Here is a 19,328-nt window from a genome sequence, read left to right on the forward strand (position 1 = left end):
TTATTCAGCCCGCGCGTCGACCCGCGTGACGCGATTGGGCTTGAAGCCCAGGTCGGCCGCCTTGCCTTTGCGACCGCGCGCGGCGCGCGCGTTGTTCAGGCTGCGGATCTCCAGCGTCTCGTCGCGTTCCTTGCCACCGCGGCCGATGCCCTCGATCTTGACGCTGCGGGTGTAGGCGGCGGCGCCGGCCAGCGTGTCCTTGGCTTCGAGGTCGATCAGCATCAGACCGCGCCCGCCCTTGTCCATCTGCTTGAGCTCGCCGATCTCGAAGGTAAGGATGCGCCCGCCGGTGGAGGCGCAGCACACGTGCGTGGCCGGGGGCAACGCTTGCGCGCCCGACGAGAAGGCCGCGTGCGACGGTGCACACGGCGTCTCGCCTTCGCCCAGGCTGAGGAAGGTTTTGCCGCCTTTCTGGCGCGAGATCATCGACTCGACCGTGGCGATGAAGCCGTAGCCGCCGCTGCTGGAGAGCAGCAGCGCCGCGTTGGCCGGGCCAGCGAAGTAATGCAACGGCTGCGTGCCGCTTTCCAGGTCGATCAGCGTGGTGATGGGCTGGCCGTCGCCGCGCGCGCCCGGCAGGCTGGCCACGGGCACCGAGTACACGCGCCCGTTGCTGCCCATCACGATCAGGGTGTCCACCGTGCGGCATTCGAAGGTGCCATAGAGACCATCGCCGGCCTTGAAAGCAAAGCCCGAGGCCTCGTGCCCGTGGCCGCTGCGCGCGCGCACCCAACCCTTGCTGGACACCACCACGGTCACCGGCTCGTCCACCACCTTGATCTCGGCCACGGCCTTCTTCTCGGCCTGGATCAGCGTGCGGCGCGCATCGGCAAAGGTCTTGGCATCGCCTTCGATCTCTTTGACCATGAGGCGGCGCAGGCTGGCCGGGTTGGCCAGGATGTCTTCGAGCTTGCCCTGCTCCTCGCGCAGCTCCTTGAGTTCCTGCTCGATCTTGATGGCCTCGAGTCTGGCCAACTGGCGCAGGCGGATTTCAAGGATGTCCTCGGCCTGACGGTCGCTCAGGCGGAAGCGCTCGATCAGCGCGGCCTTGGGCTCGTCGCTGTGGCGGATGATGCGGATCACCTCGTCGATGTTGAGCAGCACCAGCTGCCGCCCCTCGAGGATGTGGATGCGATCCATCACCTTGTTCAGGCGGTGCTGTGAGCGCCGGGTGATGGTGGTCTGGCGGAACTCAATCCACTCGACCAGCATCTGCCGCAGCGACTTCTGCACCGGCCGGCCGTCGATGCCGATGACCGTGAGGTTGATCGGTGCGGACGTTTCCAGGCTGGTGTGGGCCAGCAACTGGGTGATGAGCTCGGACTGCTCGATGCGGCTGCTCTTGGGCTCGAACACCAGCCGCACCGGCGCGTCCTTGCTCGACTCGTCACGCACGCCGTCCAACACAGCCAGCACGCTGGCCTTGAGCTGGTTCTGCTCCTGCGTGAGCGCCTTCTTGCCGGTCTTGACCTTGGGGTTGGTGAGTTCTTCGATCTCTTCGAGCACCTTCTGCGAGCTGGTGCCGGGCGGCAGCTCGGTCACCACGAGTTGCCACTGGCCGCGCGCCAGGTCTTCGATCTTCCAGCGCGCACGCACCTTGAGGCTGCCGCGGCCGCTGCGGTAGGCATCGGCGATGTCACCGGCCGGGCTGATGATCTGCCCGCCGCCCGGGTAGTCGGGGCCGGGAACCAGCGCCAACAGCTCGTCGTCGCCCAGCCTGGGGTTCTTCACCAGCGCCACGCAGGCGTCGGCCACCTCGCGCAGGTTGTGGCTGGGCACCTCGGTGGCCAGACCCACCGCAATGCCGCTGGCGCCATTGAGCAGGTTGAAGGGCAGGCGCGCGGGCAACTGCCTGGGCTCCGTCGTCGAACCGTCGTAGTTGGGCACGAAGTCCACCGTGCCCTGGTCGATCTCGTCGAGCAGCAGCGTGCTGATCTTCGCCAGGCGCGCTTCGGTGTAGCGCATGGCCGCGGCACCGTCGCCATCGCGCGAGCCGAAGTTGCCCTGGCCGTCGATCAGCGGGTAGCGCTGCGAAAAGTCCTGCGCCATGCGCACCAGCGCGTCGTATGCGGCCTGATCGCCGTGCGGGTGAAAGCGGCCCAGCACGTCGCCCACCACGCGCGCGCTTTTGACCGGGCGCGCCGCTGTGTTGTTGTTGGGCCCGCCAAAGCTCAGGCCCATGCGGTCCATGCTGTAGAGGATGCGCCGCTGCACCGGCTTCTGGCCGTCGCACACATCGGGCAGCGCGCGGCCCTTCACGACGGACAGCGCGTATTCGAGGTAGGCGCGCTGGGCGTAGCTGGCAAGGCTGTCGTCGGGTTCGGCAACAGGCGGATCGCTGGGGGGAGAGAACAGATCAGAGCTCATGGATTCGCATCGAAAGTCGGGGCGTCGGGTGGGGCACGCAGACGGGTGATGGCGTCAGTTGCGCCAGGGCAGCAGCGCGTGGCCGTTGCCTTTGAGCACGGGTTGCGTGGCATTGAGCGATTCGCCGTCGAGCACGCGCTGGTATTGCTCGACATAGCCGCGCGCCATGCGCAGGTGGTTGAAGTGAAGGCGTGCGCGCTCCTGGCAGGCCTCGGCGGAGAAGCCACCTTGGCGCACCGCGTTGGCCAGCACGTGCGCGTCGGCGGCGAGCACGCCACACTCGGGCGACACCAGCTCCGGCAAGGCGCCATAGGGCGTGGCGAACACGGGGCAACCAAAGTACAGGCTTTCAATGACGGCCAGGCCGAACGGCTCGTGCCAACGCACCGGCAGGATCAGCCCGCGCGACTGGTTGAGCAAGCGGAACTTCGTCTCGCCGCCGACCATGCCGTGAAAGCGGATGGAGGGCCAGGGCGTGAAGCGCCAGGTGCGAGACAGGTTCAGCCGCCGCCCGCCGAGCACCGCCAGCGGTGTGCCTGCCAGGCGGGCTACGCGAATGGCCCCGCGCAGGTTCTTGACCGGCCAGGCGCCCTTGCCGAGAAAGTGGTGGTGCACGCGCGGCAGGTCCGGGTCGACCGGGCCGTAGGCGTCCCAGTCCAGGCCGTTGTGCACAAAGGTCTGCGCCCCGTAGCGCTGCGCGTGGTTGCGCGACAGAAACACGGTGTTCAGCGGAAACGGCGTTTCGCGCTTGGTGTTGCCGTGCTCGGTCACCACAAAGGGCATGTCGGGGGTTTCGTCGGGGCGGAACTGGAAATGCGCAATGTCGAACTCGCCGCGCGGCATTTGCGACAGCAGGGGTCGGTTGGCATCGACCTCGATCACGCGCGCGAACGGGCAGCTCGAGCCGGGCGACACCATCAGGGTCACCTCGTGTCCGAGCGCCACCAAGCCCTTGGCCAGGTCCCAGATCACGCGCTCGGTGCCGCCATAGGCGAACACCGGCACGCGCGTGGGATAAATCAGCAATACCCGCATGGTCCGCCCGATGTGGCGATCAGATGTCGACCTCCACGGCGTCGCCGTGCAGCTCCATCAGCTCGCGCCGCGCGGCCGCCTCGCCCTTGCCCATCAGCTGGGTGATGCGCGCCTCGGTGGTGGCGAAGTCGTGTGCGCCCAGCACCACCGGCAGCAGGCGCCGCGTGTCGGGGTTGAGGGTGGTGTCCCAGAGCTGCTCGGCGCTCATTTCGCCCAGGCCCTTGAAGCGGCTCACCTGACACTTCTCGGCGGCCACGCCTTCCTTGGCCGCCTTGTCGAGCGTGGCGTGCAGTTCGCCCTCGTCAAGCGCATAGACCTTGGCCGCGGGCTTTTTGCCGCGCGCCGGGATGTCCACCCGAAACAGCGGCGGACGGGCGACGTACACGTGGCCGGCCTCGATGAGCTTGGGAAAGTGGCGAAAGAACAGCGTGAGCAGCAGCACCTGGATGTGCGAGCCGTCGACGTCGGCGTCGGACAGGATGCAGACCTTGCCGTAGCGCAGGCCGCTGAGGTCGGGTGTGTCGTTGGGGCCATGTGGGTCAACACCGATGGCCACCGCGATGTCGTGGATCTCGTTGTTGGCAAACAGCCGGTCGCGCTCGACCTCCCAGGTGTTGAGCACCTTGCCGCGCAGTGGCAGGATGGCCTGGCACTCCTTGTCGCGGCCCATCTTGGCGCTGCCGCCAGCCGAGTCACCCTCGACCAGGAAGATCTCGTTGTGGCTCAGGTCGCGGCTCTCGCAGTCGGTGAGCTTGCCGGGCAACACGGCCACGCCGCTGCCCTTGCGCTTTTCGACCTTCTGGCCCGCGCGCTGGCGCGTCTGCGCGGCCTTGATGGCCAGCTCGGCGAGCTTCTTGCCGTAGTCGACGTGGTGGTTGAGCCAGAGCTCCAGCGCAGGGCGCACGTAGCTGGACACCAGCCGCACCGCGTCGCGCGAGTTCAGGCGCTCCTTGATCTGACCCTGGAACTGCGGATCGAGCACCTTGGCGCTGAGCACATACGAGGCGCGAGCGAACACATCCTCGGGCAGCAGCTTCACGCCCTTGGGCAACAAGGCATGCAATTCGATGAAGCTCTTGACAGCCTGGAACAGGCCGTCGCGCAGACCGCTGTCGTGTGTGCCACCAGCGCTGGTGGGAATGAGGTTGACGTAGCTCTCGCGCACCGGTGAGCCGTCTTCGGTGAAGGCCACGCACCAGCTGGCGCCCTCGCCTTCGGCGAAGCTGTCGTGGCCGACCTCGGCAAAGCCTTCGCCCTCGAACATGGGAATCACCGGGTCGGCGGTGAGGGTCTGCTGCAGGTAATCGCGCAGGCCGCCCTTGTACTGCCAGGTCTGGGTGTCTTTGGTCTTTTCGACCACGAGCTGCATGCTCACGCCGGGCATGAGCACAGCCTTGCTGCGCAGCAGATGCACCAGCTCGTTCATCGGCAGGGCCGAAGACTCGAAGTACTTGGCGTCGGGCCACGCGCGCACCGTGGTGCCCTGCTTGCGATCGCCCTCGCCGCGCGCTGCGACCACCAGCGGCTCGGTCACGTCGCCACCCGAGAACGCCAGGCGCGCCACCTGGCCGTCGCGGTGGCTGGTCACTTCGAGTCGCTTCGAGAGCGCGTTGGTCACGCTCACGCCCACACCGTGCAGGCCCCCCGAGAAGCTGTAGGCGCCACCCTTGCCCTTGTCGAACTTGCCGCCCGCGTGCAGCCGCGTGAACACCAGCTCGACCACGGGCGCGTTTTCTTCGGGATGCATGCCGAACGGAATGCCGCGGCCTTCGTCCTCCACGCTCACCGATCCGTCCGTGTGCAAGGTGACGCGGATCTTCTTGCCGAACCCCGCCAACGCCTCGTCGGCGGCGTTGTCCAGCACCTCCTGGATGATGTGCAGCGGGTTGTCGGTGCGGGTGTACATGCCCGGCCGCTGCTTGACAGGCTCCAGCCCCTTGAGGACGCGGATGGAGCCTTCGGAATACGAGGAAGGGTTGCTTGCCATGGGCGCGGATTGTAGGCGCGCGCAGGCCAAACCACTGGACAAAATCACAGCCATGGTGGCAATGCGCCGCGCGCAATAAAAACGGGCACAAATATCAAGGGTGCAATCCGCCCGGGCGACATCGCGCAGGCAGGCCCCCGGGCACAATCCGCGCATGACCACCCCGACCCCTGGCGCGCCGCGCCTGTCCGCCACGCAGGTGCTGCTCTGCGGCGCCCTGATCGTCACGCTCTCCATGGGCATTCGCCACGGCTTTGGCCTGTGGCTGCAGCCCATCACCCAGGCCCAGGGCTGGACGCGCGAGAACTTCGCATTCGCGCTGGCCATCCAGAACCTGGCCTGGGGCCTGTTCGGCATCTTTGCCGGCATGGCTGCCGACCGGTTCGGCGCATTCAAGGTGTTGATCGTGGGCGCCGTGCTGTACGGGCTGGGCTTGAGTGGCATGGCGCTGACCACCACGCCGTTCACATTTGCATTGACCACCGGTGTGCTCATTGGTGCGGCGCAGGCGGGCACGACCTACGCGGTCATTTACGGCGTCATCGGCCGCCAGATTCCGGCCGAGAAGCGATCCTGGGCCATGGGCGTGGCGGCGGCCGCCGGCTCGTTCGGGCAGTTCCTGATGGTGCCGGTCGAAGGCTGGCTGATCCAGGCGCTGGGCTGGCAATCGGCACTGCTGGTGGCGGCCGTGCTGGTACTGCTGATCGCACCACTGGCCATTGGCCTGCGTGAGCCCGGTTTTGGTGGCAGCGCCGCAGCGCATCGCGAGCAGACCATTGGGCAGGCACTGCGCGAGGCTTTCAAGTACCGCAGCTTCCAGCTGCTGATGGCGGGCTACTTCGTGTGCGGCTTCCAGGTGGTGTTCATCGGCGTGCACATGCCGAGCTACCTCAAGGACCATGGCCTCTCGCCCCAGGTGGCCAGCTACGCGCTGGCGCTCATCGGGCTGTTCAACGTGATCGGCACCTACGCCGCGGGCACGCTGGGCCAGCGCATGGCCAAGCGTCACATCCTGGCCTTCATCTACTTCGCGCGGGCGGTGGCCATTGCGATCTTTCTGTGGGCGCCGCTCACGCCGACCAGCGTGTACGTCTTCTCTGCCGTGATGGGGGTGCTGTGGCTGTCGACCGTGCCACCCACCAACGCCACCGTGGCGCAGATCTTTGGTGTGGCGCACCTGTCCATGCTGGGTGGCTTCGTGTTCTTCAGCCACCAGATCGGCAGCTTCATGGGCGTGTGGCTGGGCGGCCTGCTCTACGACCAGACCGGCAGCTACGACATCGTCTGGTACATCGCGATTGCCCTGGGCGTATTTGCCGGCCTGGTCAACCTTCCGGTGCGCGAAACGCCCATCGAACGCGGGCCGCAACGCGTGGTGGCGGCAGCATGACGACGCGCCGGCGTGCGCTGGTGTGGGCCGCCGTGACGGCGGGCCTGCTGGCCACGTTTGCCCTGTACCAGCGCCCCGCCTTTCTGGTGAACCTGGCCGATCAGCTCTGGAGCTGCTTCTGATGCACGGCACCGAAACCCCGTCGGCGTGGGTGATGCGCTGGTCGCACCTGGTGCCGGCGCAAGGCACGGTGCTGGACGTGGCCTGCGGCCACGGGCGGCACTTGAAATGGTTCGCGCAACATGGTCACTCGGTGTGTGGGGTGGACCGCGACCCCGAAGCCATCGCGGCGGTGCGGTCCGTGGGCCGCGCACTGCAGGCCGACATCGAGAACGGCCCCTGGCCATTGGCCGGCGAGCGCTTTGCCGGCGTGGTGGTCACCAACTACCTGTGGCGCCCCTTGATGCCGGCCATTCTGGACAGCGTGGCGCCCGGTGGCGCGCTGATCTACGAAACCTTTGCGATCGACCACGCCAGCGTGGGCCGTCCGTCGCGCGCCGACTTCCTGCTGCGCCCAGGGGAACTGCTCACCCTGGCCCAGGGTCTGCGGGTGGTGGCCTACGAGGACGGCTTCTGCGAAGGCCCCGATCGCTTCGTGCAGCGCTTGGCGGCGGTGCGCGAGATCCGTTCCGACGGTGCTGCACCGCCGCGTCATCGACTGGATGCCGCTGGGTAGAATGCGCCGTTACCTCGCCCGACAAGGGCACCCAGCGCAGGCGGTGGCGCCACGCTGACACAACGATATGCCCAGCACATGATCACCGGCAGCATCGTGGCCCTGGCCACACCCATGAACCCCGACGGCAGCGTCGACTACGCGGGGTTGCGCAAACTCATCGACTGGCACATTGCCGAAGGCACCGACTGCATCGGCGTCGTGGGCACCACGGGTGAATCGCCCACGGTCTCGGTCGACGAGCACTGCGAAATCATTCGCGTGTCCGTCGAGCAAGCCAACAAGCGCGTGCCCATCATGGCCGGCTGCGGCGCCAACTCCACGGCCGAGGCCATCAACCTGGCCCGCTTTGCGCGCGAGGTCGGTGCCGACTGCCAGCTGCAGGTCGTGCCCTACTACAACAAGCCCACGCAAGAAGGCCAGTTCCAGCACTTCAAGGCCATTGCTGAGGCCACGGGCGATCTGCCCATCGTGCTCTACAACGTGCCCGGCCGCTCGGTGGCCGACATGCAGGTTGACACCATGCTGCGCCTGGCCACCGTGCCCGGCATCGTCGGCGTCAAGGAAGCCACCGGCAACATCGAGCGCGCCCAGTGGCTCATTCGCGAAGCACCCGAAGGGTTCGCCATCTACTCAGGCGATGACCCGACCGCCGTGGCGCTCATGCTTTGTGGTGGTCACGGCAACATCAGCGTGACCGCCAACGTCGCACCGCGGGCCATGCACGAGTTGTGCGTGGCGGCCGTGGCCGGCGACGCCAAGACGGCGATGGCCATCCAGTTGCGCCTGATGCCGGTGCACAAGCAGTTGTTTTGCGAGTCCAACCCGATTCCGCTCAAATGGGCCATGGCCCGCATGGGCTTGTGCGGCGAGACCATGCGCCTGCCGCTCACGCCCATGTCCCGGCAATTTGTACCGCAGGTCGAGGCCGCCTTGCGCGACGCCGGCCTGCTGGGCTGACCCTCCCCCTACCCATTCCTCTGCCATGCCGAAGCGCCCTTCCGCCATGCCCGTTCGCACCTTTTACCGCCTGGGCCTTGTGGCCTGCGCCGCCTTGCTGGTCACGGGCTGCTCGATCCTCAAGGAAGACAAGATCGACTACAAGAGCGCGGAGCGCGGCAGCACGTTGGACGTCCCGCCGGATCTGACCCAGCTCAACCGCGACTCTCGCTACGTGGTGCCCGGCGCGGCGGTGACCGCCAGCGGCTACCAGACCAGCCAGACCGCGGGCGCCAATGCACCTGGCGCAGGCACGGCGCCGGTCCAGGTCGGCGATGTGCGCATCGAACGCGCCGGCTCGCAACGCTGGCTGGTGGTCGACCGCCCACCGGCCCAGTTGTGGGGCCCCATTCGCGACTTCTGGCAGGAGAACGGCTTCCTGATCGACGTCGATCAGGAGACGCTGGGCATCATGGAAACCGACTGGGCGGAAAACCGCGCCAAGATTCCGCAGGACATCATCCGCTCAACGATCGGCAAACTCTTCGACAGCCTGTACTCGACTGGCGAGCGCGACAAGTTCCGCACCCGTCTGGAGCGCAATACCAATGGCGGCACCGAAATCTACGTGACCCACCGCGGCATGGCCGAGGTCTACACCAACCGCGAGAAGGACTCGACGGTGTGGCAGCCCCGCCCGGCCGACCCTGAGCTCGAGGCCGAATTCCTTCGCCGACTCATGGTCAAGCTGGGCGTGAGTGAAGCCCAGGCACAGTCGGTGGCGGCCACAGCGCCCACCCGCTCGAACGCGCGCGTGGTGACGGTGGACAACCAGCCCGCGGTGCAGTTCAACGACAACTTCGACCGTGCCTGGCGTCGCGTCGGCCTGTCGCTCGACCGCAGCGGCTTCACCGTCGAAGACCGCAACCGCAGCGAAGGCACCTACTTCGTGCGCTATGTCGAGCCGGTCACCGGCGAGAAGCCAGGCTTCTTCAGCCGCATGTTCGGCGCCGAAGCCAAGGAAGCCAAGCCGCAGCGTTACCGCATCGTCGTCAAGACGGCGGGCGAGCTCACCACGGTGAAGGTGCTGGACGGTCAGGGCAACACCGACGCCACGGGCACGGCCCAGCGCATCGCCCAGTTGCTGGCCGCCGACCTCAACTGAGGTCCGTTGCGCCAGTGGCGCATCGGCACAGCAGATCACTTCGACCGCTGCGGCCGCTACAGCCCCAGCGTCGACGCGGCAAAACCGGGTCGACCCTTGGCCCACCAGTCGTCCAGGCGCTCGTGCAGTGCCACGCGACGTTCGGCGCTGCGCTCGGCCACCACGACGCCATGCACGGGGTCCAGGCGCTCCATCGTCCAGCCCGGCGTCCAGATGGCACTGGGCAGCTCGTGCGCAGACGCATGGGGCACCGCGTGGGCTTCGATGAGGTGCGACCACGTCGTTCGCCATTGCACAAAGCGCGGATGCTTGCGCGCCATGACCTGAAAATCGCGCGCCATCAGGCGCATGCGGCGCCCCTGGTGCGCCCAGGCGTTCAGACCATCGATCACGCTGCGCTCGCCCAGAGGCCAGTCCGCGAAATCGTCATCGGCCAGGATGATCAGGTTCCAGGCCTGCCCACCTGCCGCCGCCATCGCATCGCGCACCACACCCTCAAATGCCAGGCGCCCGACCAGCCGCCCCTCGGGCAGCTCCGGTATCGCGGGTGGCACCTTCTCAAGGTCTGAATCGGCCATCGGCTTTCCTCCATCAGGGGCCATCAACGCTCGTCCGGCGCCAGTCTCACCCACCCTGCATCGAACCAGTCTTTCAGGAGTGCCTGAGCGCCCTCGCTCGACCGCAGAACATCTCGCCCGGACAGGGCCCGCTGGTCTGCCAGCTTGCGCATCAGGCGCGCATCCGCACCACCTGCGCGAAACCCTTCACCGTTGATGAACACGTGGCGATCGTCGTACATCATGCGGGTGCGACGGTCCAGGTGCAAGCCGCCAGGCACCCACGCCGTTGAAGGCTCATCAAACCAGGTGGATGGCTTGGGCTCCGTCAACACCTCGCCCAATGCCAGGTCCAGAGACTGCGGCTGGGCCAGCGCGCGCTGCAGGGCATCCATGGCGAATTGCCGCAAACCGGGCGGCATGCGCGCCGGTGATTCGGTCGCGGGCTGAGAGGGGTCGACGTAGAGGCGACCGTCCTCGATGTCGTCGGCCAGGCGCTGCAACAGTTCTTCGGCCAGTCCACCCGCGTTCGGCGCACGAAAACCGATGGAGCAGGTCATGCAGTCCCCGCCGATGGCGTCGCCGTCGTGCGCCCAGCGTGGCGGCAGGTACAGCATGTCGCCGGGCTCCAGCACAAACTCCTGCTCGGGCACGAAATGGCTGAGGATCTTCAGCGGCACGCCCTCGCGCAGGCTCAGATCGGTCTGGCGTCCGATGCGCCACCGTCGCCTGCCCGTCGCCTGCAGCAGAAACACGTCGTAGCTGTCGAAGTGCGGGCCCACGCCCCCCCCATCGCTCGCCCAGGAGATCATGAGGTCGTCCAGACGGGCATCGGGGACGAAGCGAAACCGCTGCAGCAGCGCATGTGCCGCGTCCACGTGCAAATCGACGCCCTGCACCAGCAGCGTCCAAGCGGGGCGCGATCGCGGAGGCAGCGCCCGCGCGCCGAATGGACCGTGGCGCACCTTCCAGCTTTCGCCAGACCTGGCAATCAGGCGCGACTCCACGCCCTCTCGCGATGCCAGCTCGAACAATGCGCGCTGGTCAACCGGGGGCTTGAATCCGGCAATGGCCTGGCGGATCAGCAATGGCTTCTTTTGCCAGTGGCGGCGCATGAAGGCGGAGGGGGTCAGGCCGTTCAGCAAATCCAGCGGTGCGTCGATGCGTGTGCTCATGGGAGAATTGTCGGATGAAATCCAAGGATCAAAATCGCATGGCGGTCTCGCCCCAATGCGTGGTGGCACTCACCTGGACACTCAAGGACACCCTGGGTGAAGTGCTCGACGAACTCGACGAGCCGGTGGAGTTTCTGGTCGGTGGCACCGATCTGCTGGCCAAGATCGAGGACGCACTGCAGGGCCACGAGGCCGGTGACCTGATCGATCTGCACCTGGAGCCCATTGATGCTTTTGGCGACTACGACGATCGCCTGCTGTTTCTGGAGCCGCGCGACCGATTTCCCGAGCAGCTCGAAGAAGGCATGGGGTTCGAGGGGCTGCCGCCAGGCTGCAATCCGAGCGCACCGCGCGATCGGCTGTACTTCGTGAGCGATATCTACCCGGACCACGTGGTGCTGGATGGCAACCACCCCTTGGCGGGCATTGCCATCCGCATCCATATCAAGGTGCATGCGGTGCGTGAAGCCACCATGGACGAGATCGGCGAGGGCTCCCTGGGCGCAGGCTTCTTCCGCACCCAGCTCGACGTGGACGACCCGTCGTCGACACCTCCGGTGCCCCCCACCTTGCACTGAGTCTGGGAATGCAGGCGCCAGACAAGGCGCCTGCGTCAACCTCGACCGGTAGAGCCGTAGCCGCCGGCGCCGCGTTCGCTTGAGCTTGAGAACTCGTCGACGAGATTGAACCGGGCTTGCACCACCGGCACGATCACCATCTGGGCGATGCGCTCCATGGGCTCGATGGTGAACGCAACCCCGCTTCGGTTCCACGCGCTCACCATCAGCTGCCCCTGGTAATCGCTGTCGATCAAGCCGACCAGGTTGCCCAGCACGATGCCATGTTTGTGCCCCAGGCCAGACCGAGGGAGGATCATGGCCGCGTAACCGGGATCGGCCAGGTGGATCGCCAGGCCAGTCGGCACCAATTGCCACGCGTTGGGCTGCAATGTCAGCGGCCCGTCCAGGCAGGCGCGCAGGTCCAGGCCCGCGCTGCCCGCCGTGGCGTACTGGGGGAGTTGATCCGCCATGCGCGGATCGAGAACCTTGACGTCAATGTTCACGGCAACACGGTCACTTGTTTTCGTTCTTGATGGCGTCCTGCATCGCCTTCATCGGGTCTTCTTCCTTGCCCGCATCGTCTTTGGGTGGTTCCAGTCCTGGCGTTGCACTTTCACCTTCGGCCGGCGCATCGCCACCCAGCGTCGGGGCCCCCATGCCCTCGTAGCCGCCCTCCGAAGGAGGCGCCATGTCGAGCAATAGATCGCGAACCTCTTCGTTGTTGAGCTTGACCTGCTTGGTCAGGCTGCCCGTCACGAGTTCAGGGTTGAACAGGATGACTGCCACCATGATCAGTTGCAGCACGATGAAGGCGATGGAGCCTTTGTAGATCTGCGTCGTTGTTACCGCAGGAATCAGCTTGCCCGTGACCTTGTCGGTGTAGTCCTGACGCGCGGCCACGCTGCGCAAGTAGAACAGCGCAAACCCGAACGGTGGCGTCAGGAAGGATGTCTGCATGTTCATGGCCAACAGCACACCGAACCAGATCAGGTTGATGTCCAGACGTTCGGCCACGGGCGCCAGCAGCGGAATCACGATGAACGCGATTTCGAAGAAGTCGATGAACATGCCCAGCACGAACACCAGGAAGTTCACCACCAGCAAGAAGCCCAGCTGACCACCGGGCAGCTTGTCGAACAGGTGCTCGACCCAGACGTGACCGTCGGCTGCGTTGAATGTGAAGCTGAAGACCGTCGAGCCGATCAGGATGAACAGCACGAAGATCGACAAACGCGTGCTGTTCTCCAGGGCTTCGCGCATCACCTTCATGGTCAGCGTACGACGTGCGCCGGCCATGATGAAGGCGCCCAGCGCGCCCATGGCGCCGCCCTCGGTCGGCGTTGCCAAACCCAGGAAGATGGTGCCCAGCACCAGGAAGATGAGCACCAGCGGCGGGATCAGAACGAAGGTCACCTGCTCGGCCAGGCGCGAAAGCAGACCCAGCCTGAACAGCTTGTTGATCAGCGCCAGTCCCAGCGCGAGGAACGAGCCCACGGTGATCGACATGATCACCACCTCGTCGCCACCAGGTGCAATTTCGCGCCCGATCAACGGGTTGATGATGGCCTCGTGGTTCTGACTCCAGAGCCAGCTGGCAGCGCCGCAGATCAGGAAGAGAAGCAGCAAAGACACATGACCCGACGCGCCGTTGGATTCGGTGTAGATGCGCGCCTCCTTGGGCAAGGCGGGCACCCATTTGGGCAGCACGACGGCCACGATGGCGATGAACACCAGGTACAGGCCCACGAGCATGAGGCCTGGCAACAGTGCGCCGGCATACATGTCACCCACGGAACGACCCAACTGGTCGGCCAACACAATCAACACCAGCGAAGGCGGGATGGCCTGCGCCAGGGTGCCCGATGCCGTGATCGTGCCCGTGGCGATGGTGCGGTTGTAGCCATAGCGAAGCATGATGGGCAGGGAAATCAGCCCCATCGAAATCACGGCCGCCGCCACAACGCCCGTGGTGGCAGCCAGCAAGGCACCCACCAATACGACCGCAACCGCCAAGCCACCGCGTACCGGCCCGAAGACCTGGGCCACCGTGGCCAGGAGGTCTTCTGCCATGCGACTTCGCTCTAGGATGATCCCCATCAGGGTAAAGAAGGGAATGGCCAGCAGCGTTTCGTTCTGCATGATGCCGAACACGCGCAATGGCAGGGCCTGGAACAGTCCCGGCGGGAAGAGGCCGATCTCCATGCCAATGAAGCCGAAGAACAATCCGGTGGCAGCCAACGAAAAGGCAACCGGAAAGCCGGACAACAGGAATATCAACAGCCCCGCGAACAGCAGCGGGACAAACTGGTGGGTGATGAGTTCAATCATGGCGCGCTCGCTCAGGCCTTGTTGTGAATGCCGACGGCTTCGGCCTGTGCGATGTCTTCCATCAATTGCTCGGCTTCATCCGGCTCCTTGTGAGCCAGAGGATCAGGCGCGCTTCCGGTCAGGAAGGCCACCCGCTTGATGAGCTCGCTCAAACCTTGAACCATGAGCACGGCGAACCCCACCGGAATGAGCAGGTAAACGGGCCAACGGATCAGGCCGCCCGCGTTCGAAGACACCTCGCCCGACTCCCAGCCCCGCATGAAGACGGGCCAACCTTCGCGGAACATCAGTACGCAAAGAGGGAACAGAAACACCAGGATGCCGATGATGTCGATCCAGTTGCGCGTGCGCGCGCTGAACTTGGAAGACAGGAAGTCAATGCGAACGTGGACATTGCGCAGAAACGCATAGCCGCCGCCCAGCATGAACACTGCAGCAAACAGGTACCACTGGACCTCAAGCCAGGCGTTGGAACTGACGCCAAACAGCTTGCGCACGATGGCGTTGCCTGCGCTGATGAGCGTCGCGGCCAGCACGAACCACATCATGAGACGACCGACCAGCTCGTTGAGGCGATCGATAAGGGCGGAGAGTGAGAGGAGGGCTTTCATGGAGACCCCAGGTAGTGGGAGCGCCGGGTGGCAAACCCGGCAGTCTAGCCGGCCAAAGGTTTGGTCAGCTGTTGGCTGACTGACGCCTTTGACAACGGACATGCCTCAGAAAAAAACCCCGCCGAGGCGGGGCGAGATGCGATCGACCGGGGCTTAGAGCTTGGCCGACTGCATGTAGCGGTCGAACTGCGCTTCGGTGAAGCGGAACCAGAGGTTCTGGTCGCGACGGAAGGCCGAGTAGTCGGCGTAAATCTTCTTCCAGTTCGGGTTGGTGTCGTTGAGTTCGGCATACACCGCCATCGACTCCTTGAAGGCCAGATCCATCACCGATTTCGGGAAGGCCAGCACTTTGGCGCCGTTGGCCACTAGGCGCTTGAGGGCCGCCGGGTTGCGTGCGTCGTAGCGAGCCTGCATGACCACGTGGGCGTGCGAAGCAGCGGCTTCAACGATGGCCTTGTTGTCGGGCGACAGGCCGTTGTAGGCCGCCTTGTTGACGTAGAACTCGAGCTGAGCGCCACCTTCCCACCAGCCGGGGTAGTAGTAGTTCTTGGCCACTTTGTAGAAGCCCAGCTTCTCGTCGTCGTACGGTCCGACCCATTCCGTCGCGTCGATGGTGCCCTTCTCGAGCGCTTGATAGATTTCGCCGCCGGGGATGTTTTGCGGCACGCCGCCCATGCGCGTGAGCACCTTGCCGGCGAAGCCACCAATGCGCATCTTCAGGCCCTTGATGTCGGCCGCGCTCTTGATTTCCTTGCGGTACCAGCCGCCCATCTGGGCACCGGTGTTGCCACCCGGGAAGTTGACGATGTTGTACTGGTCGTAGAACTCGCGGAACAGCTTCATGCCATTGCCGTCGTACATCCAGGCGGTGAGCTGGCGGCTGTTGAGACCGAACGGAATGGCGGTGGCCATGGCGAACGTGGGGTCCTTGCCGAAGAAGTAGTACGGCGCGGTGTGGCCCATTTCAACGGTGCCGGCCTGAACCGCGTCCACGATACCGAATGCGGGCACCAGTTCGCCAGGTGCATGCACGGTCACGTCGAACTTGCCGCCGGACATCGTCTTCACGGCGGTGGCGAACACCTCTGCGGCGCCGTGGATGGTGTCCAGTGCCTTGGGGAAGCTGGAGGTCAGGCGCCAGCGGATGGCAGCCTGCGCATGTACGGCAGGGGCCGCGCCTGCGGCGAGCACGCCCGCGATGCCCGCGTGCTTGATGAGGGAACGACGATCCATGTTGGTTTGACTCCGTGGTTGTGTTGCTTGTCCCGCTGCGAGGCAGCGGTTGCCAAAGCGGCCTGGGCATTCTAGGAAGGGGCTTTCGCCCCCCCTTGCGGGTTTTCCCTTGAAGCACGGGCTAACCCGCACCACCGTTCAGGCTTCTGTCAGCCAGCAGACCATCCAAACACGCTCAGGCCACGGCCTTCAACCCCGATGCACCATCAAGCAGCGCGCCAAAGCGCTCGCGCACCGAGCGCTCGATGCCCTCCGCGTCGAGTCCTTGCAGGCTCAGCAGCTGGGCCGGGTCACCGTGCTCGATGAACACGTCGGGCAGTCCGAGCGACAGCACCGGCAAGGTCAGTCCTTCGGCTTGCAGGGCCTCCATCACGGCACTGCCGGCGCCACCCATGACACAGCCCTCTTCGACGGTGACGATGGCAGCATGGCTGGCCGCCATCTCGCGCAGCAGTTCGATGTCGAGTGGCTTTGCCCAACGCATGTTGGCCACGCTCACACCCAGCCGTTCTGCGGCGGCCAGGCTGGGATACAGCAGCGTGCCAAAAGCCAGAATGGCCACGCCGCGCCCTTTGCGTCTCAGCTCGCCTTTGCCAAAGGGCAGACCTTCCAGCGCTGTGGGCGGAACCACACCTTCGCCGGCCCCGCGCGGGTAGCGCACGGCGACCGGGTGATCCTGGGCGAACGCGGTGGACAGCAACTGCCGGCATTCGCCTTCGTCTGCCGGACAAGCCACCGACACATGGGGGATGCACCGCAGGTACGCGATGTCATAGGCACCCGCATGGGTAGCGCCATCCGCGCCCACCAGTCCCGCGCGATCCAGTGCAAACACTACCGGCAGCTTTTGCAGTGCCACGTCGTGAATCAATTGATCGTACGCACGCTGCAGGAAAGTGGAGTAGATGGCCACCACCGGTTTGAGCCCTTCGCAGGCGAGCCCGCCGGCAAAGGTCACCGCGTGCTGCTCGGCGATGCCGACGTCGAAATAGCGATCGGGAAAGCGGCGCTCGAACTCCACCATGCCGGAGCCTTCACGCATTGCGGGCGTGATGCCGACCAGGCGCTGATCTGCCGCTGCCATGTCGCACAACCACTGCCCGAACACCTGGGTGAAGGTGGTCTTGGGCGGCTTCGCCGGTTTGGTCAGCCCCACCGCAGGGTCGAATTTGCCAGGGCCGTGATAAGCCACCGGATCGGCTTCTGCAAGCTTGTAGCCCTGCCCTTTCTTGGTGACCACATGCAGAAACTGCGGCCCCTCGTCGTTGTCGAGCAGGTTGCGGATGTTCTCCAGCGTCGGAACCAGCGAGTCCAGGTCGTGACCGTCGATGGGGCCGATGTAGTTGAACCCGAATTTTTCGAACAGCGTGGCCGGCACGACCATGCCCTTGGCATGTTCTTCAAACCGTTTGGCCAGCTCGAACAAGGGCGGCGCTCCTTTGAGCACTTGTTTGCCCACGTGCTTCGCGGCGGCATAGAACTGTCCGCTCATGAGCTGCGCCAGGTAGCGGTTGAGCGCACCCACCGGCGGCGAAATCGACATGTCGTTGTCGTTGAGCACGACCAGCAGGCGCGCGTTCGACACACCAGCATTGTTGAGCGCCTCGAAGGCCATCCCAGCAGTCATGGCGCCATCGCCAATGATCGCCACGCTGCGTCTGGCTTCGCCTTTGGCCTTGGCGGCCATGGCCATGCCCAGCGCGGCCGAGATGCTGGTGGACGAATGCGCCGTGCCGAAGGTGTCGTACTCACTCTCGTCTCGCCGCGGGAAGCCGCTGATGCCGCCCAACTGCCGCAGGCTCGCCATACCGGCACGACGCCCGGTCAGGATCTTGTGCGGGTACGTCTGATGGCCAACGTCCCAGACCAGGCGGTCGTCGGGCGTGTTGAACACATAGTGCAGTGCGATCGTGAGCTCAACCGTACCGAGATTGGAGCTGAGGTGTCCACCCGTTTGGGCCACGCTGTGCAACAGGAACTGCCTCAACTCGTTGGCCAGCGGCCCCAATTGCGCACGCGGCAGTCGGCGCAGATCGGCCGGCAGCCCGATGGACTCCAGCAGCGTGGTCGACTCGGGTTGCTGTGACGGGTTCTTCTTCGGATCCATGTGACGGTTCTCCACCTCAGGAGCTTCGCTGCCCGACCCAATCGGCCAAGGCGTGCAGGGTGCCCGGTTCGGCCAGGCCCGAGCGATCCAGCGCGTCGTGGGCGCGGCACAGCACCGTGTCCGCGTATTGCTGTGCCGGCGCGAGCCCCATGAGAGAAACAAAGGTGGGCTTGTCGGCCGCCGCATCCTTGCCCGCGGTCTTGCCCAGCGTGGCGGAATCGGCGGTCACATCCAGGATGTCGTCCACCACCTGAAAAGCCAGACCGAGGCAGGCACCGAATTCGGCCAGGGCCGCCTGCGCAGCTTCGGACGGCTGGCCCGTGGCGGCGCCCATGGTCACGCTGGCCTGCAGCAGCGCCCCCGTCTTGCGACGGTGCATGGCCTCAAGCTCGGCAAGCCCCAAGGCCAGGCCGACGCTGGCCAGGTCGACGGCCTGGCCTCCAGCCATGCCGTCAGCGCCTGCGGCGCGCGCCAGGAGCCTGCACAGGCGCGCTCCCAGCGCGTCGGGCATCTCGGGGTCGCCGGGCACCAGAATCTCGAACGCCAGGGCCTGCAGGGCATCACCCGCCAGCAGCGCCTGCGCCTGACCGAACTTCACGTGCACCGTGGGTTTGCCACGTCGGAGTACGTCGTCGTCCATGCATGGCATGTCGTCGTGCACCAACGAGTAGGCGTGGATCAGTTCCAGTGCGCAGGCGGCGCGCATCGCCGCCGGCCGATGGCCCTGCACGGCCTCGCAGGTGGCCAATGCCAGCAAGGGGCGCAAGCGCTTGCCCCCATCGAGCACGGCATAGCGCATGGCATCGCCCAGACCCGCCGGTGTGTCCTGGGGTACCCAGGCCGACAAGGCCGATTCCACCAAGGCCTGCTGCGCCGCGCGCCAGGCCACGAACGAGGTCATGTCGGGCGCGTTCATGCGCCGTCCCACGGCTTGGTCTGCCCTGCCTCGAAAACCTGAATCTGCTGTTCAACCGCCTGAAGGCGCTCGCGGCAAAAGGCCAGCAACTCGGCACCTCGTTGGTAACGTTGCAGCAACTGATCCAGTGGCAATTGGCCGGCATCGAGCTGGGCCACCAGGGCTTCGAGCTCCTGCAATGCGGCTTCGTAGCTGTCGGCCACCGGGACGGTGGCTGCCTTGGAAGTGCGTGCGGACGAGGTGGACATGGGCGCAAGGTGCCGGGCCCGTCAAGCGGGGCCC

Annotated in this window: 18 protein-coding genes; 6 read left to right on the forward strand and 12 right to left on the reverse strand. The window is 65.7% G+C overall.

What is annotated here, in order from left to right; translation table 11 throughout:
- Genes parC through KF871_RS08700 form a run of 3 tightly spaced genes read right to left on the reverse strand, consistent with a single transcriptional unit; the run spans nt 1 to nt 5,389 of the window.
- On the reverse strand, nt 1-2,367 hold the full coding sequence (gene parC / locus KF871_RS08690; protein WP_291140782.1) for a DNA topoisomerase IV subunit A: 2,367 nt from the start codon (nt 2,365-2,367) through the stop codon (nt 1-3).
- Between the two features lie 54 nt (nt 2,368-2,421).
- Complete coding sequence (locus tag KF871_RS08695; RefSeq protein ID WP_291140785.1) at nt 2,422-3,402, reverse strand: glycosyltransferase; 981 nt, start codon at nt 3,400-3,402, stop codon at nt 2,422-2,424.
- Between the two features lie 19 nt (nt 3,403-3,421).
- The gene (locus tag KF871_RS08700) at nt 3,422-5,389 is read right to left on the reverse strand and encodes a DNA topoisomerase IV subunit B (RefSeq protein WP_291140788.1); all 1,968 of its coding nucleotides are present in this window, start codon (nt 5,387-5,389) and stop codon (nt 3,422-3,424) included.
- A 154-nt stretch (nt 5,390-5,543) separates the two neighbouring features.
- On the opposite strand from KF871_RS08700, the gene KF871_RS08705 reads away from it, so the two are divergent.
- The 5 genes from KF871_RS08705 (at nt 5,544) to bamC (ending at nt 9,559) form a co-directional block, all read left to right on the forward strand.
- A complete protein-coding gene (locus KF871_RS08705; protein ID WP_291140791.1) occupies nt 5,544-6,779 on the forward strand; it encodes an MFS transporter in 1,236 nt (411 codons plus the stop codon).
- The gene (locus KF871_RS08710) at nt 6,776-6,901 is read left to right on the forward strand and encodes a hypothetical protein (protein WP_291140793.1); all 126 of its coding nucleotides are present in this window, start codon (nt 6,776-6,778) and stop codon (nt 6,899-6,901) included. The genes KF871_RS08705 and KF871_RS08710 overlap by 4 nt, the downstream gene beginning before the upstream one ends.
- Nucleotides 6,901-7,455 (forward strand): bifunctional 2-polyprenyl-6-hydroxyphenol methylase/3-demethylubiquinol 3-O-methyltransferase UbiG, encoded by a 555-nt coding sequence (locus KF871_RS08715; RefSeq protein ID WP_291140795.1) that lies wholly within the window; start codon nt 6,901-6,903, stop codon nt 7,453-7,455. The genes KF871_RS08710 and KF871_RS08715 overlap by 1 nt, the downstream gene beginning before the upstream one ends.
- A gap of 78 nt (nt 7,456-7,533) precedes the next feature.
- Complete coding sequence (gene dapA / locus KF871_RS08720; RefSeq protein ID WP_291140797.1) at nt 7,534-8,415, forward strand: 4-hydroxy-tetrahydrodipicolinate synthase; 882 nt, start codon at nt 7,534-7,536, stop codon at nt 8,413-8,415.
- 46 nt (nt 8,416-8,461) lie between these two features.
- Nucleotides 8,462-9,559, forward strand: coding sequence for an outer membrane protein assembly factor BamC (gene bamC / locus KF871_RS08725; protein ID WP_291140800.1), 1,098 nt, complete (start codon nt 8,462-8,464; stop codon nt 9,557-9,559).
- 56 nt (nt 9,560-9,615) lie between these two features.
- On the opposite strand, the gene KF871_RS08730 is transcribed toward bamC, so the two are convergent.
- On the reverse strand, nt 9,616-10,137 hold the full coding sequence (locus KF871_RS08730; RefSeq protein ID WP_291140803.1) for a hypothetical protein: 522 nt from the start codon (nt 10,135-10,137) through the stop codon (nt 9,616-9,618).
- 23 nt (nt 10,138-10,160) lie between these two features.
- Nucleotides 10,161-11,291 carry a cupin domain-containing protein gene (locus KF871_RS08735; RefSeq protein ID WP_291140806.1) on the reverse strand — a complete coding sequence of 377 codons (1,131 nt, stop codon included), beginning with the start codon at nt 11,289-11,291 and terminating at the stop codon, nt 10,161-10,163.
- Nucleotides 11,292-11,329: 38 nt separating this feature from the next.
- Here KF871_RS08735 and KF871_RS08740 point away from each other — a divergent pair, with 38 nt between their 5' ends.
- Nucleotides 11,330-11,869 carry a peptidylprolyl isomerase gene (locus KF871_RS08740; protein ID WP_291140809.1) on the forward strand — a complete coding sequence of 180 codons (540 nt, stop codon included), beginning with the start codon at nt 11,330-11,332 and terminating at the stop codon, nt 11,867-11,869.
- A gap of 35 nt (nt 11,870-11,904) precedes the next feature.
- On the opposite strand, the gene dut is transcribed toward KF871_RS08740, so the two are convergent.
- The 7 genes from dut to xseB all read right to left on the reverse strand — a co-directional run bounded on the left by dut (nt 11,905) and on the right by xseB (nt 19,294).
- Nucleotides 11,905-12,354: a dUTP diphosphatase gene (gene dut / locus KF871_RS08745; RefSeq protein ID WP_291140812.1), complete on the reverse strand. Its 450-nt coding sequence runs from the start codon at nt 12,352-12,354 to the stop codon at nt 11,905-11,907.
- Nucleotides 12,355-12,364: 10 nt separating this feature from the next.
- Nucleotides 12,365-14,179: a TRAP transporter large permease subunit gene (locus KF871_RS08750; RefSeq protein ID WP_291140815.1), complete on the reverse strand. Its 1,815-nt coding sequence runs from the start codon at nt 14,177-14,179 to the stop codon at nt 12,365-12,367.
- 11 nt (nt 14,180-14,190) lie between these two features.
- Nucleotides 14,191-14,790 carry a TRAP transporter small permease subunit gene (locus KF871_RS08755; RefSeq protein WP_291140817.1) on the reverse strand — a complete coding sequence of 200 codons (600 nt, stop codon included), beginning with the start codon at nt 14,788-14,790 and terminating at the stop codon, nt 14,191-14,193.
- A 153-nt stretch (nt 14,791-14,943) separates the two neighbouring features.
- Nucleotides 14,944-16,023 carry a TRAP transporter substrate-binding protein gene (locus tag KF871_RS08760; RefSeq protein ID WP_291140819.1) on the reverse strand — a complete coding sequence of 360 codons (1,080 nt, stop codon included), beginning with the start codon at nt 16,021-16,023 and terminating at the stop codon, nt 14,944-14,946.
- A gap of 175 nt (nt 16,024-16,198) precedes the next feature.
- Nucleotides 16,199-18,130, reverse strand: a complete 1,932-nt coding sequence (gene dxs, locus KF871_RS08765; RefSeq protein ID WP_291140822.1) for a 1-deoxy-D-xylulose-5-phosphate synthase — start codon at nt 18,128-18,130, stop codon at nt 16,199-16,201.
- Nucleotides 18,131-18,146: 16 nt separating this feature from the next.
- Nucleotides 18,147-19,046, reverse strand: a complete 900-nt coding sequence (locus KF871_RS08770) for a polyprenyl synthetase family protein (protein ID WP_291140825.1) — start codon at nt 19,044-19,046, stop codon at nt 18,147-18,149.
- Entirely contained in the window at nt 19,043-19,294 is a 252-nt protein-coding gene (gene xseB, locus KF871_RS08775; RefSeq protein ID WP_291140828.1) for an exodeoxyribonuclease VII small subunit, read from the reverse strand. Before xseB ends, KF871_RS08770 begins: the two co-directional genes overlap by 4 nt.
- Nucleotides 19,295-19,328: the final 34 nt, after the last annotated feature.

Origin of the sequence: Hydrogenophaga sp. (assembly GCF_019635465.1) — a bacterium.
Classification (GTDB): Bacteria; Pseudomonadota; Gammaproteobacteria; order Burkholderiales; family Burkholderiaceae_C; genus Hydrogenophaga.

Coding starts and splice junctions, on each gene's coding strand:
- parC (WP_291140782.1), bottom strand. CDS start 2,367: ATGAGCTCTGATCTGTTCTCTCCCCCCAGCGATCCGCCTGTTGCCGAA.
- KF871_RS08695 (WP_291140785.1), bottom strand. CDS start 3,402: ATGCGGGTATTGCTGATTTATCCCACGCGCGTGCCGGTGTTCGCCTAT.
- KF871_RS08700 (WP_291140788.1), bottom strand. CDS start 5,389: ATGGCAAGCAACCCTTCCTCGTATTCCGAAGGCTCCATCCGCGTCCTC.
- KF871_RS08705 (WP_291140791.1), top strand. CDS start 5,544: ATGACCACCCCGACCCCTGGCGCGCCGCGCCTGTCCGCCACGCAGGTG.
- KF871_RS08710 (WP_291140793.1), top strand. CDS start 6,776: ATGACGACGCGCCGGCGTGCGCTGGTGTGGGCCGCCGTGACGGCGGGC.
- KF871_RS08715 (WP_291140795.1), top strand. CDS start 6,901: ATGCACGGCACCGAAACCCCGTCGGCGTGGGTGATGCGCTGGTCGCAC.
- dapA (WP_291140797.1), top strand. CDS start 7,534: ATGATCACCGGCAGCATCGTGGCCCTGGCCACACCCATGAACCCCGAC.
- bamC (WP_291140800.1), top strand. CDS start 8,462: ATGCCCGTTCGCACCTTTTACCGCCTGGGCCTTGTGGCCTGCGCCGCC.
- KF871_RS08730 (WP_291140803.1), bottom strand. CDS start 10,137: ATGGCCGATTCAGACCTTGAGAAGGTGCCACCCGCGATACCGGAGCTG.
- KF871_RS08735 (WP_291140806.1), bottom strand. CDS start 11,291: ATGAGCACACGCATCGACGCACCGCTGGATTTGCTGAACGGCCTGACC.
- KF871_RS08740 (WP_291140809.1), top strand. CDS start 11,330: ATGGCGGTCTCGCCCCAATGCGTGGTGGCACTCACCTGGACACTCAAG.
- KF871_RS08750 (WP_291140815.1), bottom strand. CDS start 14,179: ATGATTGAACTCATCACCCACCAGTTTGTCCCGCTGCTGTTCGCGGGG.
- KF871_RS08755 (WP_291140817.1), bottom strand. CDS start 14,790: ATGAAAGCCCTCCTCTCACTCTCCGCCCTTATCGATCGCCTCAACGAG.
- KF871_RS08760 (WP_291140819.1), bottom strand. CDS start 16,023: ATGGATCGTCGTTCCCTCATCAAGCACGCGGGCATCGCGGGCGTGCTC.
- dxs (WP_291140822.1), bottom strand. CDS start 18,130: ATGGATCCGAAGAAGAACCCGTCACAGCAACCCGAGTCGACCACGCTG.
- KF871_RS08770 (WP_291140825.1), bottom strand. CDS start 19,046: ATGAACGCGCCCGACATGACCTCGTTCGTGGCCTGGCGCGCGGCGCAG.
- xseB (WP_291140828.1), bottom strand. CDS start 19,294: ATGTCCACCTCGTCCGCACGCACTTCCAAGGCAGCCACCGTCCCGGTG.